This is a genomic window from Heyndrickxia sp. FSL W8-0496 (assembly GCF_038007825.1).
GTDB lineage: Bacteria > Bacillota > Bacilli > Bacillales > Bacillaceae_C > Heyndrickxia > Heyndrickxia oleronia.
The window spans coordinates 1,170,646-1,189,677 of record NZ_JBBOXX010000001.1; the positions used below are offsets into that span (position 1 = coordinate 1,170,646).

A 19,032-nucleotide genomic window follows, 5' to 3' on the forward strand; every position below is an offset into this window, starting at 1 on the left:
ATCGAAAATACATGTTGACGAAAATAGAATGTTCGATGTATATTATGATTAAAATAGGAGGGGATCTAATGGTAGAGCTGGGAGAAAATATTCTTATTATTCAATCACCTGTGTTTGAACAGCTTTCATCTATGTTTATTATCCAAGATTACGCAAATAAGCAGACTAAACGAGAACTAAACGGGGAACTTCAAAAGTGGGTAGACGAGAAGGTGCGAAGTATTCCCCAAATATTGAAGGATGAATTAGAAGTCTTTTTTAGCCAAGAAACGTTTATTGGGTTAAGTATGATTCGATATGCATATGAAACAAATTGTTATCAATCTTTAGAGAAATTTATTCAGCAGATTGAATCGGATTCCGCACATCATATTTTTGAACATTTTCTAGAAACGGGATTCACACCAACTGAAGTATCCGATATTCATGATTTTACAGAGGTTAGACTGTTTATCAAAAATACAAGCTTACCGGAAAATGAAAAATGGAAATTGACTTATTTATATGTTGATATAGAAAATACTAAAAATCGTTTTATCTCATTAATGAAACAATTTTATGAGTTTTACTTTAAAACGGATCTTCCATACTTTTTGAAGAAGCAGCAAGAAAATATTGATTATTTAAAGGGAAAACAAATATTTTCAACGAGGGAAAAGGTTGGAGAGGCATTTCCAGTTATTCCTTCATATGTGATTGAGAATAAAGCGATGAAGCTAATTCTATCTCCATCTTATTTTTATGATACATCATCTCTTTCATCAGATAGTGAGCAGTCATTTATTTACCACTATGGGATAAATGAATATGATTCTAACACCAAAAATAAGATGAGCCAAGATGATGTTTTAGATGCCATTAAAATCGTTGCAGATGAAAAACGTATTAGAATTATCATGCTTTTAAATAAAGCTCCTAGATATGGATATGAGCTTGCCCAGACATTGTCTTTATCTAATTCAACTATTTCTCATCATTTATCCACTTTACATTCGATTGGAATTGTCTATTCTATGAGAATCGAAAATAAAGTTTATTATCAACTTAATAAAGATAAGCTAAAGGAGCTAATGGAAACATTAACAAAATCATTACTAGAGTAAGGAGGTCATAAGGCGACCTCCTTATATATACTATCGATATTCGATTTGTGTAGAATGAGTCATTTTATGTATGTTGTATAATGCATTGTAGTTCGATTTGTATAAAAAGAGTGATTTTATGATAATGGAAGGTTGGGATATGATGAAAAATAATGTATTAAGGAATAAAAACTTTCTTCTTTTATGGATGGGCAATAGTGTTTCTGTGCTAGGTAATCGCTTTTATAATATTGCGATTATGTGGTATATCATTGAAACAACAGGTTCGTCCATTGCATTAGGTTTAAGTGTCCTTTGCTTTACTATTCCGTCTGTATTAGTAATGCCTTTTGTAGGAGTTTTAGCAGATAGGAATATTAAAAAGTATCTTCTCGTTTTTTCAGACATGATTAATGGGTGTATCATGCTTGCGATTGCTTTGTTCATGTTTTTTGAGGAGCTACCTATTTATTTATTATATTTACTGATGATTGCTTCATCACTTGTATCTGCTTTTTTTAGTCCAGCGATAGGAGCAACGATACCACTCATAGTAGGAAAAGAGAACTTGCCAAAAGCAAACTCATTTATGCAAGTAACGAATCAACTATCGAATATTATTGGGCCAGCACTTGCAGGAATACTAATAGCAGTTACAAATATGTGGCTCCTATTTTTGATCAATGGGATTTCATTTATTATTTCTGCATTTAGTGAAATGTTCCTTGCGATACCAAAAGTGGACATTGATCATGTGAAAAGAAAATTTTATCTCCAATTTCAAGAAGGATTCACCTATGTTCTACGCTATAAGAAGCTGTTGCACCTAATAATTGTTGGCGGAATCATCATCAATTTTTTCCTAGCACCATTAAATGTATTTATTACTGTCCTATGTAATCAAATACTAAAAGTAGGCGCTAGTGGAATGGGGATCGTGGATGCTGCCATTTCAGTAGGAGCATTATCAGGAAGCCTCATTATATTATTAAACATCATGAAAGATAGAGTAAAAATGGTTATCTTCGGTTTGTCAATTGAAGGAATTGCTTTGCTAATCTCAGGAGTTTTTCCTGAAAGCTATATAGCCCTCCTAATTTTTGCATTTATTTTAGGTATTGGAGTTAGCATGGCAAGTGTTGGCATTGGAACCTTATACCAAACCATGGTCCCAGAAAATAAAATGGGTCGTGTAGGAAGCTTGCTTTCAACCTTGTCAACATTTATCGTACCGTTCGGAACAATGTTTGGTTCTTTTATTATTAACTATTTATCGATCTCATGGATTTTGAATGTATCAGGAATTTTAGTTACATTAGCTGGATTGTCTTTAATCATCACTTTTAGGAAAAACAGGGGACATGCAGCAGATAACTTATCAGTTTAAAAGAATGGCTGTTTTCGTATATAGTTTGTAGCTCTTTTCTATGTGAAATAAAGGGTGTAGCGGTCTTCATCCGATAGTTAAAACTTTGCTTAAATAGCAACAATGTTTGAGAAAAGTGCCAAAAAAATAAAGGAAAATAGATCGGATATCGAGAAGAAATATAAGGTTTGGATTTTAAAATGTTAAGAGTATCGATGGGGATATGAATCATTTGATAGAATTCAAAGCCTTAATGACGTTACATTAGTTTGCAGCTCTTTTCGCGTGATTTGAAGTGTGGCTGTTTTCGTATAGTTTGTTGCTTTTGGAAAAGCCCAACTGCCATGCTTTTCCACCAAATAAAGAATTCATCGGTCATATGGAGTTTGTCTCTCTTTTCTCGGTGATATGAAAGGTGTAGCGGTCTTTCATCCGATAGAAATTCTTAAAACTTTACTTAAATCATTAGTTAAAACTCAATGTCTAAGAAAAGAGTCGCTAAAAAAAGAAAATAGGTGATAGACTTGATTTACTTTGAAACAGATCGATTACGCATGCGTGCTTTTGAAACAAAAGATTTACTAGATTTTAAGAAAATGAATGAAGACCCTAAGGTAATGGAGTATTTTCCAAAGATACTGACACATGAAGAAACTACAGCATTTTACGAGGCAATCATGGATGAGTTTCAAACCTATGGCTATGGACTATATGCTACTGAACTAAAGGAAACAGGGGAGTTCATTGGTTTTATTGGATTTCATCACGCAACATTTGAAGCGGATTTCACACCTTGTATAGAAATTGGCTGGAGATTAAAAAAGGAAGTTTGGGGCAAAGGGCTGGCAACTGAAGGAGCAAAAGCTTGTTTAGAATATGCGGAGGAGAATTTGCAGTTTGAAAATGTGTACAGCTTCACAGCAGAAATTAATACGCGCTCAGAACGAATTATGCAGAAAATTGGTTTAAAAAAGGTCAAAACATTTTTGCATCCGAAGCTTGAACTAAATGATCCATTAAAACCACATGTATTATATGCTTTAAAGGTAGGGGATTAAAATGAAGTTTAGACAATTAGGAGCTAATGAAAGTCCTCCAATTGAACTTTTATTATTAGCCGATCCGTCACGGAAGCTTGTTGAGGAGTATATTGATCGAGGGCAATGTTTTGTTGCGGAAGAAAATGGTGTAGTCCATGGAGTTTATGTACTTTTACCGACTAGGCCAGAGACGATTGAATTAGTAAATATTGCTGTATCTGAGAAGGAACAAGGAAAGGGAATAGGCAAGAAGTTAGTGAATCATGCGATTGCTCATGCAAGAGAACAAGGGTTCAAAACTATTGAGATTGGAACAGCTAATTCAAGTATTTCACAGCTTGCACTTTACCAGAAATGTGGATTTCGAATAACGGGAATCGATAGAGATTTTTTCCTTCGACATTATTCAGAGGAAATCTATGAAAATGGAATACAGGCAATAGATATGATCCGCTTATCGCAAGATTTGGATTAAGAGAATAGATTTTTAACAAGAATGGAGGGGTGCATATGACTAAAATTGGTTTTGTCCGCCATGGAAGTACAGCGTGGAATAAGGAAAGAAGGGCACAGGGAAGTGCTGATATCCCACTCGATGAGGATGGAATTATTCAAGCAAATAAGCTTGCTGAGCGGTTAAGTATGGAAAATTGGGATGTAATATACTCTAGTGATCTTTTACGAGCAAGACAAACAGCGGAAATCATCAGTGAAAGAATGGGTAATAAACAAATTGTTCTAGAACCACGAATTCGTGAAGTGAGTGGTGGTCAAATTGAAGGAACAATTGAATCTGAAAGAATCGCTAAATGGGGTCATAACTGGAGAGAGCTAGATTTAGGTATGGAAGATGTGGAAAGTGTAATTAAAAGAACTTTACCTTTTATTCAAGAAATTCAAGAAAAACATGAAAATAGAAATATACTGATTGTTTCACACGGTGCTTGCATTCAATGTCTGATCCAAGTACTAGTCCCACAAGTAGAATTTGAAGGACATTTAGAAAACACATCCATGACAGAACTCAATAAAACATCAAATGGATGGACATGTAATCTATATAATTGTGCGAAGCATCTAGATTCTTAAGAATGTAGCGGTTTTTAGGATAAAAAGTGAATGGTGAGGGAGGATACTAATAATTAGTATTGGAGGTGAAAGGATGCCTAAAAATAATAACCGTGGAAAAAAAGCTCCAGGAGTAAATCCACAAGGCTATGGCCAAGATGATACAATGACTAACGATCCTAAAAGCCAGCTAGAAAATAGAGCGAAAAAGAGTAATACAAAAATATAATAGTGATTGATTAAAAAATACTTAGATGAAAAGGCTGATTTCAAAATCAGCCTTTTCATGTTTACATTTTAGGTGGTTCCATACCCATTTTTGACCATTCTTCTTTCGATGGTCCATAAACGCCAGGAACTGTTAAGCCAGCCTGTCTCATGAGAACGGTAAGTTGTCCACGATGATGGATTTGATGATGAATGATAAACATTAGTAATGCTCCATTCGACATATCTCTACCGAAAACATTGTGAACCTCGCTTAATGTGCTATCTGTCCATTGAGTGTTGACAGCATCTGCGAATAACTCACCCATTTTTCGATATTGATCCGCAATATATGTAGCTGATTCTGGCACTGGAAAGTCTTTATCTGGTCCATCAAATTGTAACCCTGTTTGAGATCCCATTACTTTAATTGCTGTCGTAATGTGCCAAGCAACACGACCTAATGACCAATGGCCAGGAGCAATTTCTTGTTGCAAGGATTGATCCGTTAACACGTCTAAAACTTTCTGTGTTTCCATAACTTCATATTTCCACATTTGTAGAAATCCTTCTACGTTTTGAAACATGGATAATCACCTCATTCATTTCAATTAGTTTTGCCCTTTCAGTTTATAAATATTGTGACCAATATTCAAGTGATTCAATTGATGGTGATTAGGATACATGATTCAGCCACAATCGATATCTAGAGTTAATGCAGCTAAACTGTTATTTTAATCAACATGAATGCTTCCGTCAGGTTGTAATTCTGCATAAAAGATTTTACTTAGATGGGGGTGTCCTTTCATTTTCAATTCTTCCAATAACCAATCTTCATTAATATTAAGTTCTTTCAAATTCTTTTTAATTATTTTTCCATCAACTACTAACTCTGTTGGAAGATATGGTCTCCGTTTGGTTGAAATATGTGTGTCTTTTTTTATGACCGATTCATATTCCTCTTTTTTTAGTATACTTAACTGTCCATTAGGTTCGAGGATCGCATATTCTACTTCTTTTATACTAAAGACATCCTTTAATCTCATGAGCATCATTAAATCATCCATATTTAATTTATTGGAACGCATCGCGTCTACATGTATTTTTCCTTGCTTAATGATAATCGAAGGTTCCCCATCAAGAATGGTTCTAACTTTGACTGATTTTAATGAAATGTATTCGATAATTAATGTTAATAATGACCATAGTGTTAAACCAATAATACCATCAGTAATTTTAATGTCTTTATGGACAACCATATCTCCAGCAATGTTTCCAAGAGCAATTCCGGTTATATATGTAAATACAGTCACATGATTTAATTGTTTTTTTCCAAGAATTCGAGTCAATAGAAGCAAAATACTAAAGCTAATGAATGTTCTAAGAGAGGTAATGAAGATAGATTCCATACAATACTCCTTTGGACATAGATGACATTATTTTCTCCGACATTCATCCAATTATTCCCTATCTATTTTGGCAAACTTATCTGGTTTTTATAGAAGGAAATATGATAATGAATGTAGAAACTAGAAAAAGCATGAGTTTCATTATAGAGTTGTAGGTCATCTGCTTAGGAGGATATATGCTAACCAATTTATTTCAAGGAAAATACGTGAAATTAACAGGAGTACAGGAAAATGATACAGATATAATGGTGAAATGGGGGGAAGATGTAGAGTATCTTCGTAATATTGATACAGATATTGCCATTCCCAAATCGAAACAGCAAATTGAGAAAGAATCAAGCTCAAGTTCAAATTCTTTTTATTTTCAATTGCGAACGATTCAGGACGATCAATTAATCGGCTTTATTGTTATACATAGTATTGAATGGAATAATCGAGCAGGATTATTATCCATTGGAATTGGAGATCCGTCTTTTCGAAATAAAGGCTTTGGAACAGATGCACTGCAATTAATGCTTCGCTATGCATTCTGTGAATTAAACCTCAATCGTGTAGGATTAGATGTGATTGAATATAATAAAAGGGCGATTCGTGCTTATGAAAAGGTTGGATTTCAACAAGAGGGTAGAATGCGCGAAGCGGTCAAGCGTGATGGAAAATCCTATGATCGGGTGATTATGGGAATCCTTTATTCTGAGTGGGCTTTGTTCAATCAACAAGATGAAAAATCAGGTGTCCGGTAGATTCAAGCCAGACACCCTTTTCTTTTAATATAAATGTTTAACAGTAAAAATAAAAATGATTATACCGGAAAGACATAATCTTATTATGTGGTGCAACGGATTTATTTTTCCATACATGTGGAATCCATTAAATAATGCCACACCATGAATCAACATTAAAACAAAAACGAGTATGAATAATGTAAAGGGAAATGTAGACGACAGGCAAGCTGACAAAATTAAAAGTAAACCTAATAAACAAAGGCTTAAAGCAGCTAAAAAAGGGATTTTCTGTTTCTGAAGTTGGATTGCCCCACTTAGAGTTGTTCCCCCACCGTAAATGATGACAAGTAAAAGTCCAAGGAAAAACATTAAACAACCTCCTAAAGATAAGTTAGCTCTTTTCAAAAGGCTGTTTTCGTATAGTTTGTTGCCTTTTGTAAAAGCCCAAGTGCCGGCTTTTACTTCCAATAAAGAATTCAGCGGTCTTATAGAGTTTGCCTCACTTTCCTCAGTGAAATGAAAGATGTAGCAATATACAACCGAGAGTGATTATTCATTAGCAACAATGTTTGAGAAAAGAGCCTTTCAAGAAAAGAGATTGAGATCATTAAACTTTACGGGGTTAACCCCATGTCAACATGAAATCTGAAGTTTTTTTTGAAGAATTCTAATAAAATGATAGATAAGGTGAGAAGATGCAAGTAGGAGAATTTGCCAAGCTAGTAAATGCCTCAAAGGATACCATTCGTCATTATGAAGAGATGAAACTGCTTAAACCGAAGTGGAACAAGAATCGGAAGGATTATCAGGAAAAAGAAGTGAATGATTTTCAAGTAATCATCGAGTTAAAAGAAATGGGATTAAGCTTAAAGGATATCCAATTGCTTTTTGAGCTTAAAGAAAAAGTAGGCTGTGGTCAGGTGGAACTCTTTCAAGGAGTATACAAAAAATTAATAGACCAACTTGACGCAGTGCAAAAAGAGGAAGAAATATTACGAAGGAGAAAACAGGCGCTTGAAACGCAGGCGAAAATAATTAAAAGTTATTTATAACGCTAGGTTGATAGTAAATCCACCTGCTTTTTTATTTTAATTAATTTATAAGATTAATTGGGACAATATGAATAACGTATAATGAAAAAGACTGTCGATAATTCTCGACAGTCTGAAGGGAAGTAAGCTTTTACTTTTTAATTTACCAAATTGTTTCATGTTTAATGAGTTGGAGCATGATGTCGATTTAATTTATTTGTATTCCACCATTTTTTAATATAAGGAATTGTCAATCGATCTACTCCGTAATAATAACCTGCTGCTCCAGCTGCCATGATGAGAATAGCTACTGTATATAAAATTGGATTTGTGCTTGTTGTACCAGCTAACATAAAGTTTAAGTTCATAAATGCTCCTGCAATAAGTGCCGGGATAGTTGCAAATCCTACAATTAATCCAAGTCCAACTAATAATTCACCATATGGAATGAGATGATTAAATAATTCTACATTCGGTAGTGCAAAATGTTGGAGGAAGTCTGCATACCACCCTTGGACGGTAGGATGCTCTCCAGTTGCATTAGCAATGGCTCCTTGTAAAAATCCAAATGCATCAAATCCATGTGTCAATTTTCCAATCCCGGCTTGTAACCACTGAATACCTAACCAAATTCTTAAAACTGTCCATACAATTGCCATTTTCGGTCCTCGTAACCATTTCATGACCAACATCTCCTTATATATTGTGAAGTATTTCACAAGTTATGATAAAAATTTTTGCTATCTAAGATGTAAGATTGTAAGCCAGCTAGCTTGTTGGAAAGTTTGTGAAATATTTCACTAACTTTCTATAGCTCTAATATAAACTCTTTTTCCTAAATTTACAATAGCGTTCACAGAATCTTCATTATGTTTATATTTCTGATTTAAAAGCGGTTTTTCAAATATGATGATATTGAGAATCCATATTCTATGTGATATGATCGAATTAGTTAAATCATTGTTAACACAGTAACTGACGACATTTGTGGAATAGACCACTTGGGAGCTGTGTTTATATCGGGTCGGGTCGTCTGGGCAGAGATAAGGAAGGTAGAACATCATTCACCACCCTTATCTCTTTTTATTTTTGTAAAAGCCTAACAGTCGGCTTTTACACTCAATACAGCGGTTCTTATGAAGTTTGCAGCTCTTTTCTAATGTAACCCCTTCAGCATTCATTATTACTTCAATTGCAATAATGTTTGAGAAAAGAGCCTTACATTTTAAGGAGGTTTCTTAATGGAAAAACAAATTCTTGATGGAAGATTAGTTGCTGACAGTGTGAAAAATAGCTTGAAAGAAAGAGTGGAAAACCTTGTTAAGAAGGGGATCACTCCATGCCTCGCTACAATTCTAGTTGGGGATGATCCATCCTCAGAAACATATGTAAATATGAAGGGAAAAGCTTGTGAAAAGCTTGGAATGAAATCAATAAAAATCCATCTCGCTAAAGAAACATCAACAGAGGAACTTTTAGAAACCATTCAAAACTTAAATGAAGATGACACCGTACATGGAATACTACTTCAACACCCAGTCCCGTCCCAAATTGATGAGCGAAAAGCATTTGATGCAATTGATATTCGTAAGGATGTTGACGGAGTAACAAGCTTTGGATACGGACAAACTGCATTAGGGTTTGGAAAATTTCCTTCCTGTACACCTGCTGCGATTATGAAAATCTTAGATTACTATGAAATTCCGATTGAAGGAAAACATGCCGTTGTTATTGGTAGAAGCCCAATCTTAGGCAAACCTGTATCTGCCTTACTATTAAATGAAAATGCAACGGTAACGACCTGTCATTCACGAACTACCAATTTAGCAGAAATCGTAAAATTGGCTGATATCGTTGTAGCTGCCGTTGGAAAGCCAAACTTTATTCAAGGTGATTGGATCAAACCAGGTGCCGTTGTATTAGACGCTGGATACAACAAAGGAAACATCGGGGATGTAGATTATGAAGCTTGCCTTGTAAACTCAAGTGCAATCACTCCAGTTCCTGGTGGCGTAGGTCCAGTCACAATATCTATGCTTTTAAAACATACAGTTGATGCAGCGGAAGAATCATTAAAAGCAAATTAATCGAAAGGATGAGAGTAGTCTCATCCTTTTTGTTTGCTAAAAAATTGACTGGATCAGGATCAATTAAAGGAAGAAGAACGTTCAAAAGATTGGAAAGACTACACAAAAAAGTAGAAACCAATCAAAAAAAGCGAAGGACAGGACAATAAAAAGGATGAACCAGACAAGAAAAGAGAAAGACCCCACAAGATAATGAGTAAACCACACAAAAAAGTAGAAACCAATCAAAAAAAGTAAAAGACTGAACAATAAAAAGGATGAACCAAACAAGAAAATGAGTAAACCACACAAAAAAGTAGAAACCAATCAAAAAAAGTAAAAGACTGAACAATAAAAAGGATGAACCAAACAAGAAAATGAGTAAACCACACAAAAAAGTAGAAACCAATCAAAAAAAGTAAAAGACTGAACAATAAAAAGGATGAACCAAACAAGAAAAGAGAAGGACCACACAAGAAAATGAGTAAACCACACAAAAAAGTAGAAACCAATCAAAAAAAGTAAAAGACTGAACAATAAAAAGGATGAACCAAACAAGAAAAGAGAAGGACCATACAAGAAAATGAGTAAACCACACAAAAAAGTAGAAACCAATCAAAAAAAATAAAAGACTGAACAATAAAAAGGATGAACCCCACAAGAAAAGAGAAGGACCACACAAGAAAATGAGTAAACCACATAAAAAAGTGGAAACCAATCAAAAAAAGTAAAAGACAGAACAATAAAAAGGATGAACCCCACAAGAAAAGAGAAGGACCACACAAGAAAATGAGTAAACCACACAAAAAAGTAGAAACCAATCAAAAAAAGTAAAAGACAGAACAATAAAAAGGATGAACCGCACAAGAAAAGAGAAAGACCAAACAAGAAAAGTGGAAAACCACACAAAAAAGTCAACCCTAAAATTTAAAAAAACCTATTCTCAATAAACAAGAATAGGCTTAAAACAACTATCTACACAAAACTCTTTGTATTATTATTTCGACCAAATTTGTAGATGGCAATTAAGAAAAATGCAAGTGCAAAACCAAGTAGAATCATAAAGTTTAAGTATAAGCTTCCAAGTGTATTTCCTTCCTGAAGTGCTGTTATCGTAGACAATGTCCAGCGCTGTGGAAGGAAATTAGCGATTTTTTGGAGAGAGTCTGGCATAACCTCTAATGGCCAAAAGCATCCAGAAAGCATAACGGTAGGTAGGACAATTAAATTTTGCAGAGCATTTGCTGCACTCCTGCTATTTGAAAACGAAACGATTACTAATGCGAGACCTACTGCGACTAAGGCAAAAGTAAATAACACTAGAGCTGCTTCAATCAATGGAATTTGAATATCGATATTAAATACAGTCGTTAACACCGTTAGTGTTATGATCACTTGGATTGTCATTACAATCATGTTTACAATGACATTAGACAGGATATATTTTCGTGCACTAATCGGTGTGGATAATAATCGAAAATAGGTACGATTTTCTTTTTCTGTTAGAATAATCTCTGACATATTTCCTGCTGACATGAGCATGATCATAATTAGGAAACCTACTGTTGTATAGGTCATTCCCTTTCCTTTAGACGTATCTGATACGACTTGAGTTGTCACTTTAAAGGTACTTGTTTGAAAGTCCTTATACATTTTATCAAATGATTGTTGATTACCATCTGCTATTTGGCTAATAGTAGAAATATTATCGATGTATTGATACAAATAGGATTTTACATAACTAGTTATTGCCGCTCCTTTGATGGAGGTGATTTCGATATGTTGTGGAGATCCTTTTAAGACACTTTCAGAATACCCTTCATCGAGGGTGATAACGGTGTCGAGCGTTCCAGATGTTATTGTATCTTGAATTTGGGACTCATTGATTTTTGATACCTTTACATTTTTTAAACCTTGTAAAAATTTGACCGTATCTTGTGAAATTTCCTGTTGATCATGATTCACAACACCTACATGAAGGTTCATTTTTGTATCTCCACCATAGGCAACAAGGGCAATGAAGATCCCGATTAATGGCATGAATAGATACATAATGATATTTTTCTTTTTACGAAAGGTGACACTAAGCGTATTACCGACTAACCAAAGAATATCCTTCATTATAATCCCTCCCGTCTTTTTAAAAAGGTAACAGCGATCAATAAAAATACAATGGCGACACAAATATTTATCGTAAGTGCTGGAATTGCTGCCGAAAAGTCATTCGCATAAATAATTTTTGTGATTGCTTGGTTCTCCCATGTTAAGGGGGAAAGCTTTGTAAGAAAATTCATCATTCCTTCTGGATTTTCGATTTTAAAATAAGCACCACCAAAAAAGGAGGAGAGTTGAATGACCAGCATAATAATGGTGGTTGCTGCTGCACTAGATTTAGTAATATAGCTTATTCCGAGTCCAAAGCTAACAGCTAGAATTACTTCAGTTAGTAGAACAAGAAATATCATCCAAATATTATCTCCCCAATTGACATGAAACAATAACTTACTCAAGAAGACAACTAGCAATACACAAATGAAATTAAGTACAACATTTCCAAGAACTTTTCCGATAAAAATTTCACTCTTTTTTACTGGGGAGACAATTAAACGAATCGCTGTCTTTCGAATTCTTTCTCCATTGATTAAGGAGCTAGCAGACATCGCACCATAAAGAGCGATCATTGTTGTCATTACAATGGCATAATAATCCATTGAGCCAGGTTGTTTTTCAGGCAACAAAGAAGTTTCTTTAATAAATGATTCATGTTTCTGATTAGTAAATACCATTCCCACTTTTTCAGGAGCGACATTGACTACTTGTGAAGCAATATTGTATTTATCAACAAATGAGGTTAACAACCCTTGAAGAATATTGCCCTCTATACTGTTTTGGTTATTTAAATAAAGCTGAATGCCTTTTGGATTAATCTCTATATATCCATCATATTTATTCTGTTTCATGTCTTCATTTCCATTAGCATTCTCAGCGGCTTTTTTAAAATGAATTCCTTCTTTTTCAGCTACCTTAATGAATGGATTGAGATATTCGGAAAACTCTCCATTTGATTGGTCTTTATATAAAACGTTCATATCGTCTATTGTTATACTTGCATTAAAAGTACTTGAAAGGGCAGTGCCTAAAACAAGCATTAAGACGATCGGAAAAGCAAGCATAAATACCAAAGTACGAATATCTAGAAAATCAGATTTGATTTCTTTCATCGCGATATGAAAAATATTCATTCCAATAACCTCCTTTCTGTATTTATTGATCTCTTAAATTTCTACCTGTCAATGTTAAAAATACGGTTTCTAAATTTGGTGCTTTTTCTTGTAGAGAGCGAATCTCAACATGACTACCTATAAAATGTTCAATAATTTGATTTAAATTATTCACACCTGTATCAGAATTGATTTTGATGCAGTTCTCATCTATTTGAACGGCTTCGACTCCATTAATAGCTTTGATAGCTGCAAGATCAATATTATCAGTAGATTTGACCTCAATCCAAAGATCTTTCGTATTGGTGATAATCGATTTAAGCTGTTCCTTTGTTCCTTCTGCAATGATTTTTCCATGATCAATAATAGCAATTCGTGAACAGATTTCCTCAACCTCTTCCATATAATGACTTGTATAAATAATCGTACATCCCATTTCATTTAGTTTTCGAACAGAGGTTAAAATATAATTTCTTGATTGTGGGTCGATCCCAACAGTTGGTTCATCCATAATAATGAGCTTTGGTTGATGGGCAATGGCACAAGCAATATTCAGGCGTCGTTTCATCCCACCTGAGAAATTTTTCGGATAACTTTTATGTTTATCTTGTAAACCGACAAATTCCAATGCTTCCTCTACACTCGCTCGGAGAGCATTTCCACGTAAACCATAAAGTCCCGCAAAGAATTTTACATTTTCATAGGCAGTTAAATCCTCATAAATGGCTAGATCCTGAGGGACCATTCCGATATTCATTTTGGCAAAACGGCTATTTTTCATAATGTTTTTGCCAAGAATATTGATAGTTCCTTCATTATGTCTTAATAGCCCTGCAACCATATTAATCGTTGTACTTTTACCAGCACCATTGGCACCAAGAAAACCAAAGATTTCTCCTTCCTGAACAGAAAGGGACATATTATCAACGGCAATAAAATCACCAAATTTTTTTGTTAAGTTTTTTATCTCTAAAACGTTCATCCTCTCACCCCTAAATAAGTTTGTATCGTTAGTATAAAAAAAAGAATGAACGAATATAAGTGTAATCGTTCATCCTTTTCATATGAAAATATTCATATTTTTTGTATGAGAATTTCATTTATTCAATAGGAAGGAGAGTAGTAACGGAAAACCCATTAGTCCCATCTACGATTACTTTTCCATGAATGGTTGCAGCACGTTCCTCCATACCAATGATACCTAGCCCCTTTTTGATTTTATCTGCTCCAGAACCATTATCCTTTACTTCAACTCTAATGACCTTGTTCAGCACTTTCATGTCTACTGAAATAAAGGTAGCAGTCGAATATTTCAGTGAGTTTGTTAATGATTCCGTTATATTTTCATGGATAATTTTCCATTGGATTGGGGAAAGGATGTCCATATTTCCATGATGAGTAAAAGCAGTTTTTATATGATGCTTGGAAGAAAACTCTTCAATAAAGAGTTTCATTCGATGGATTCCAACTTGGGCTGTTGGAGGCTTCATATTTTTTAATGTTAAACGAATGTTTTCTATGCCATCACTGGAAATATTAATGGCATTTTGCAGTAATTCCGTTGCTTTCTCTTTATCAATTTCTAGTAAGCGTTTCGCTGCTTCCATTTGGATAAGGGCCCCTGTCATTGAGTGGCCAATTTTATCATGAATCTCTTGAGAGATGCGGTTTCGTTCCTCCAATTTAAAGGTGTATTCGGATTGTCTAATGTACTCATTATTTTCGTTCAAATTTTTTGTCAGCTTTTGAATCGACTTTCTCATTGTATCAATTTGTTGCTCATTTTTTAGCATGCCAATTTGATATTTCGTAGCAATGTTGAATATGATAAAGCTTGATATAGCAATAAAGAAATATTCAGGCTGTAATGCTTTTTCTATGTAAAAAATGGGAATGACAGAAGTGAACAGCTGAACCCATTTTCGTTCAATTATATGTGATGACAATTCAATTAGTGATAATGGCAATAGAAAAATAAACAAAGGATGGATGAATACATAGGCCAAAATGGATAGGGTAATAGATAATAGGAAGAAGATCCATTTTAACATCCTTTGCTTAAAAATATAGACAGCAATATTTATACAGAAATAACAAATGAGTGCAAAAACAAACCATGAAAGACTGTCAATTATACCCCGTATTCCGTTGATAATGATAAAAAGTAAAATAAGAACTTTGTTTAAAATGATCCAATTTTCCATATTAATCTACTTTTCCTGTAATAATATAAATCGCGATTTGTGTCCGATGCTCTAGACCAGTTTTTCCTAAGATCGAGGTAATATAATTAGCAACCGTTCCTTCTGAAATAAATAGCTGCTTAGATATTTCCTTATTTGAATATCCCTTAGCAATAAGAGACATAATATCTCTTTCTCTGGTCGTAAACATAGTGGGATCAATTTTTGTTTCAGTCTCCTTTGCTTCTAATAAATTGGACTTAATTTTTTCTAAAACAATATCCTGAATGATACTATTTCCGTTATACACACTTCTAATGGCATCTCTAATCCGTTCTGGTTCATTATTTTTCAATAAATAGCCTTTTGCTCCATTTTTTATTGCATCTAATATGTACTCATCATCATCAAATGTTGTTAATATCATTGGTTTCGTTTTCGTTTCTTCGGAAATGATTTTTGTTGCTTCAACCCCGTTCATATGGGGCATTCGTACATCTAATAATGCCACGTCTACCTCGTTATTTTTGCAATAGTCAACTGCTTCCTTTCCATCATTCAAGGTATCCAAAACTTCGAATTCCTCATATGTATTTAAAATGATTTTCAATCCTTCTCGGATAAAAGAGTTATCATCCGCAATGATGATTTTTATCTTCATGTTCATCACATCCATTATTATAATCTTGTTCCAATATTACTATTATATGCCTATGATAAATGGAAAAAAATAAGTAAAAAATGTTTTTAGTCTTTTGTTAAGTTCCTATTTGGATCTAAGGTCTGCTCTGTGAAGTGACCAGTCCTTTTTTGTCGGAGCTGAACAAGTGGATCATGCTACAAATAAAAGAACGAAGCGTCAATAACGCTTCGTTCAATTCATTTAGTATGCACCGCCAACAAAAGACGCGCCAACAATGATTAAAAGGATAAACAATACAACAATCAATACAAATGTTGATCCGCCACCATAGCCACCACTATAGCCGTAACCTCCGCCGTAACCACAGCTCATAAATAACACCTCCCTTTAACCAGATAATTTACTTTATGTAAGAGAGGTGCCATTTGAAATGGACAAATGTTTATTGTTGAAAATAAGTAATAAATTAATCTGTAAAGTAATAATAATTGTTTAGTTATTGCTTTTGCAGATATATTTTTATTTCATCTAAATTGAGAGATAGCTTATCATATTCATATAAATTTGGAAAAATTGCTGTGCTTCCATTTTGCAAAAGCTCATGAATTGTTTCCTTATAATTTGGAACTTGAATTTTTTCGTCATTTTCCAAAAAAGTGACTTTAACCATAGGGTCCTCCTATATTCATTTTCCTTTTTAGTATAATTTTACTATTACTTGTAAGATGATTCCAGTCGAAAGTGTTCTTAGAAAAATAGGGCAATATTCACAAACGTTAAAAAGAATCAATTTTATTGCTTAGTCCTAGTACTATGGGCAGTAGTAAAAGGGTGAAATATAAATTATAATTAAATTAACAGAATTTTCTTACTTGGATGTAATGAAATCTATAAGTAAGCCGTTCCAATCAGCTGACAAGCTGCATATATTTATAAGTAAGATAGTGGACTTATTAAGGCTTATCATCTTATGTAGCTACCTGCAAGCTCTTTTCTTCAGCAAATACTTTCAATCGGTAGTAGAAAAAATAGTGAACTTTTTAAACGCTGATTAGTGAAGAGCCTATAGAAAAGGGGGAAGATTATATGTTTCAAATTTATGATGTAGCATTAATCCCACTTATTGCTGGATTGGTTGAATTGGCTAAACGAGCAGGACTTCCAATTAAATACTCCCCATATGTAGCGATTATTCTTGGCCTTTTACTTAGTTTCTTTTATCTCACAGATAATATTAAAGAAGGCATTATTGTTGGACTAATGTTGGGCCTATCAGCAAGTGGTCTATATAGCAGTTCAAAAAATATAGCCAAAAATAGCAATGGAAAATAGCATAATTTGTCACTATTACCTGGGAAATCATGAAAGTTAAGGTAAGGATTTGCCGAATAGGGTATTCATTAAAAAAAACCGCGATCACAATTTCGCGGTTTTTTAAATTAAGTCAATTTTTGCTTTGTAAAGAGACTATATCAATAGTTATTTTCTTCTTCATCGTAATTATTATTTGTATCCACATTTGCCACATTATTTTTTAGTTCTAAATGTGTGGATAACTTTGTTTTAATTTCTTCAAGTGCTGCATCATCAAGTTGATAGTAGTATACACCATCAATCATTGAGTCAGTTCCTGCAAGTGTTAGTGATTCAATATTTAAATGACCTGAAAGACCATATTCAATTAATGATTTCATTTCTGAAAATGTCATATTCGTTGTCATATTTGAACCAACCGCATCGATTAAATTACTATACTTTGTAGCGGATTTTACTGAGGTAGCTTTATCTAAGATGGCCTTCATAATTTCCTGCTGACGTTGTCCCCTCATGATATCACTGTCTTGTTTACGCGTTCTGGCAAGTGCAAGTGCCTCTTCACCATTTAATGTTTGAAGTCCTGGATCCAAGCGAATGGCATGCTTTTTATCATTTGAATCAATTTCGGAAATTTTATATGGTACCTCTACTTCAATCCCATCTAACGTATCAACGATCTCCATAAATGCGTAGAAGTTCATTTCTACATAGTAATCAACAGGGATTTTAAGTAGATTTTCAACCGTATCAACCGTTGATTTGATCCCTCCATACGCATGGGCATGATTAATTTTGGTTTTATAGCCGACATCATCTATATATACATAGGAGTCTCGTGGAATACTAAGGAGTTTTACTGTTTTTTCTTTTTCATTTAATGTTGCTAACATTAAGGCATCTGAACGGGTAGCATCACCATAATTTCTTGCATCACTACCATCTACCCCAATAAATAAAATCGAAATATTATCTGTATATGGATCTACCTTTGCTTCTCGATATTCTGATTTCCCTTTTCTCCCGTCTATTTCCTTATATGAATCATTGACTGCTCTTTCTGCCTTTTTATATAGAATGGCACCATATGCCGTGAATGAACATGCTAGTAATAAGATTGGAAAGATAACCAACCACGCAATGAGTTTTCTTTTTTTCTTTTTCTTATTCATACTTTTCTCCTGTCTTCCCATACCCACACTCCTTATAAAAAAGTTTGTTTTTAAGGTTAAATGTTAATTTTTTTAAGTTTCGATGTGTAGCAAGATTGAATTTGATAATCTCAGATTCATTCTAGACGGTTACAAATGATAAAAAGTTTCATATTATTCTATTTTTCTCATAAATTATGTCAAATTTTATTTTACTATGTATATTATTGACTGTAAAATGAATTTTTTGTAACGCGCTTTTCCTATTTTTTTCAGCTTTTTCTAATATAGTGATTTTTGCAATGAAAAATTCGATATCGGGTGTAGGGGATGGGTGTAAAGGTAATAAAATAAGGTTATATGCTATATGTGTAAAATATCTTTTTATATGAAAGCATCCTTATATATTTATTAATTTATTTTACGCAGAAAGATTGAAGAGTTGCCAACTTTTCTAAAATATTGTTGCTATTGATTACCTTGAAAGACTTTCAATCCACTTAGAAAAGAGCTACTATCTTCAAAG

The 19,032-nt window shown here is 33.8% G+C and carries 22 protein-coding genes and 1 riboswitch; of the genes, 10 read left to right on the forward strand and 12 right to left on the reverse strand.

Translation table 11 applies throughout. The features are described from left to right. Positions 1–68: 68 nt before the first annotated feature. From NST63_RS05835 to sspL, 6 genes are all read left to right on the forward strand, one after another. The gene (locus tag NST63_RS05835; protein ID WP_212944673.1) at positions 69–1,103 is read left to right on the forward strand and encodes an ArsR/SmtB family transcription factor; all 1,035 of its coding nucleotides are present in this window, start codon (positions 69–71) and stop codon (positions 1,101–1,103) included. 142 nt (positions 1,104–1,245) lie between these two features. After that, entirely contained in the window at positions 1,246–2,469 is a 1,224-nt protein-coding gene (locus NST63_RS05840; RefSeq protein ID WP_216385257.1) for an MFS transporter, read from the forward strand. A gap of 503 nt (positions 2,470–2,972) precedes the next feature. After that, positions 2,973–3,506 (forward strand): GNAT family N-acetyltransferase, encoded by a 534-nt coding sequence (locus tag NST63_RS05845; RefSeq protein WP_212944871.1) that lies wholly within the window; start codon positions 2,973–2,975, stop codon positions 3,504–3,506. Between the two features lies 1 nt (position 3,507). Next, the gene (locus tag NST63_RS05850) at positions 3,508–3,963 is read left to right on the forward strand and encodes a GNAT family N-acetyltransferase (protein WP_071975060.1); all 456 of its coding nucleotides are present in this window, start codon (positions 3,508–3,510) and stop codon (positions 3,961–3,963) included. A gap of 35 nt (positions 3,964–3,998) precedes the next feature. Further along, positions 3,999–4,577: a histidine phosphatase family protein gene (locus NST63_RS05855; protein ID WP_341041567.1), complete on the forward strand. Its 579-nt coding sequence runs from the start codon at positions 3,999–4,001 to the stop codon at positions 4,575–4,577. Positions 4,578–4,650: 73 nt separating this feature from the next. Next, complete coding sequence (sspL, locus tag NST63_RS05860; RefSeq protein WP_078109159.1) at positions 4,651–4,785, forward strand: small, acid-soluble spore protein L; 135 nt, start codon at positions 4,651–4,653, stop codon at positions 4,783–4,785. A gap of 61 nt (positions 4,786–4,846) precedes the next feature. Here sspL and NST63_RS05865 read toward each other — a convergent pair whose 3' ends face one another. Then, positions 4,847–5,350: a DinB family protein gene (locus NST63_RS05865; protein WP_078109160.1), complete on the reverse strand. Its 504-nt coding sequence runs from the start codon at positions 5,348–5,350 to the stop codon at positions 4,847–4,849. A 147-nt stretch (positions 5,351–5,497) separates the two neighbouring features. After that, positions 5,498–6,172, reverse strand: a complete 675-nt coding sequence (locus NST63_RS05870; RefSeq protein ID WP_078109161.1) for a YetF domain-containing protein — start codon at positions 6,170–6,172, stop codon at positions 5,498–5,500. Positions 6,173–6,348: 176 nt separating this feature from the next. Between NST63_RS05870 and NST63_RS05875 the strand changes: the two genes are divergently transcribed. After that, on the forward strand, positions 6,349–6,915 hold the full coding sequence (locus tag NST63_RS05875; RefSeq protein ID WP_078109162.1) for a GNAT family N-acetyltransferase: 567 nt from the start codon (positions 6,349–6,351) through the stop codon (positions 6,913–6,915). Positions 6,916–6,939: 24 nt separating this feature from the next. Here the strand turns inward: NST63_RS05875 and NST63_RS05880 are convergent, their stop codons facing one another. Next, positions 6,940–7,266 (reverse strand): hypothetical protein, encoded by a 327-nt coding sequence (locus NST63_RS05880; RefSeq protein WP_078109163.1) that lies wholly within the window; start codon positions 7,264–7,266, stop codon positions 6,940–6,942. A 326-nt stretch (positions 7,267–7,592) separates the two neighbouring features. On the opposite strand from NST63_RS05880, the gene NST63_RS05885 reads away from it, so the two are divergent. Next, the gene (locus NST63_RS05885; protein WP_212944670.1) at positions 7,593–7,949 is read left to right on the forward strand and encodes a MerR family transcriptional regulator; all 357 of its coding nucleotides are present in this window, start codon (positions 7,593–7,595) and stop codon (positions 7,947–7,949) included. A 161-nt stretch (positions 7,950–8,110) separates the two neighbouring features. Here NST63_RS05885 and NST63_RS05890 read toward each other — a convergent pair whose 3' ends face one another. Then, positions 8,111–8,611: a DoxX family protein gene (locus tag NST63_RS05890; RefSeq protein ID WP_212944669.1), complete on the reverse strand. Its 501-nt coding sequence runs from the start codon at positions 8,609–8,611 to the stop codon at positions 8,111–8,113. A 278-nt stretch (positions 8,612–8,889) separates the two neighbouring features. Further along, positions 8,890–8,974, forward strand: a riboswitch (ZMP/ZTP riboswitch). A gap of 195 nt (positions 8,975–9,169) precedes the next feature. On the opposite strand from NST63_RS05890, the gene NST63_RS05895 reads away from it, so the two are divergent. Then, positions 9,170–10,015: a bifunctional 5,10-methylenetetrahydrofolate dehydrogenase/5,10-methenyltetrahydrofolate cyclohydrolase gene (locus NST63_RS05895; RefSeq protein ID WP_212944668.1), complete on the forward strand. Its 846-nt coding sequence runs from the start codon at positions 9,170–9,172 to the stop codon at positions 10,013–10,015. Between the two features lie 954 nt (positions 10,016–10,969). Here NST63_RS05895 and NST63_RS05900 read toward each other — a convergent pair. The 7 genes from NST63_RS05900 to NST63_RS05930 form a co-directional block, all read right to left on the reverse strand. Further along, positions 10,970–12,115 (reverse strand): ABC transporter permease, encoded by a 1,146-nt coding sequence (locus NST63_RS05900; protein WP_212944667.1) that lies wholly within the window; start codon positions 12,113–12,115, stop codon positions 10,970–10,972. Beyond that, positions 12,115–13,236, reverse strand: a complete 1,122-nt coding sequence (locus tag NST63_RS05905; protein WP_341041570.1) for an ABC transporter permease — start codon at positions 13,234–13,236, stop codon at positions 12,115–12,117. The genes NST63_RS05900 and NST63_RS05905 overlap by 1 nt, the downstream gene beginning before the upstream one ends. Before the next feature lie 22 nt (positions 13,237–13,258). After that, positions 13,259–14,197, reverse strand: a complete 939-nt coding sequence (locus NST63_RS05910; RefSeq protein WP_071975054.1) for an ABC transporter ATP-binding protein — start codon at positions 14,195–14,197, stop codon at positions 13,259–13,261. Between the two features lie 118 nt (positions 14,198–14,315). Continuing rightward, positions 14,316–15,419 (reverse strand): sensor histidine kinase, encoded by a 1,104-nt coding sequence (locus tag NST63_RS05915; protein ID WP_212944665.1) that lies wholly within the window; start codon positions 15,417–15,419, stop codon positions 14,316–14,318. A 1-nt stretch (position 15,420) separates the two neighbouring features. Further along, complete coding sequence (locus NST63_RS05920) at positions 15,421–16,059, reverse strand: response regulator transcription factor (RefSeq protein WP_341041572.1); 639 nt, start codon at positions 16,057–16,059, stop codon at positions 15,421–15,423. A gap of 222 nt (positions 16,060–16,281) precedes the next feature. Further along, a complete protein-coding gene (locus tag NST63_RS05925; protein ID WP_212944663.1) occupies positions 16,282–16,413 on the reverse strand; it encodes a YjcZ family sporulation protein in 132 nt (43 codons plus the stop codon). Between the two features lie 124 nt (positions 16,414–16,537). After that, on the reverse strand, positions 16,538–16,711 hold the full coding sequence (locus NST63_RS05930) for a hypothetical protein (protein WP_212944662.1): 174 nt from the start codon (positions 16,709–16,711) through the stop codon (positions 16,538–16,540). 416 nt (positions 16,712–17,127) lie between these two features. Here NST63_RS05930 and NST63_RS05935 point away from each other — a divergent pair, with 416 nt between their 5' ends. Next, positions 17,128–17,373 (forward strand): hypothetical protein, encoded by a 246-nt coding sequence (locus tag NST63_RS05935; RefSeq protein WP_212944661.1) that lies wholly within the window; start codon positions 17,128–17,130, stop codon positions 17,371–17,373. 140 nt (positions 17,374–17,513) lie between these two features. Here the strand turns inward: NST63_RS05935 and NST63_RS05940 are convergent, their stop codons facing one another. Then, a complete protein-coding gene (locus tag NST63_RS05940) occupies positions 17,514–18,548 on the reverse strand; it encodes an LCP family protein (protein ID WP_212944660.1) in 1,035 nt (344 codons plus the stop codon). Between the last annotated feature and the right edge of the window lie 484 nt (positions 18,549–19,032).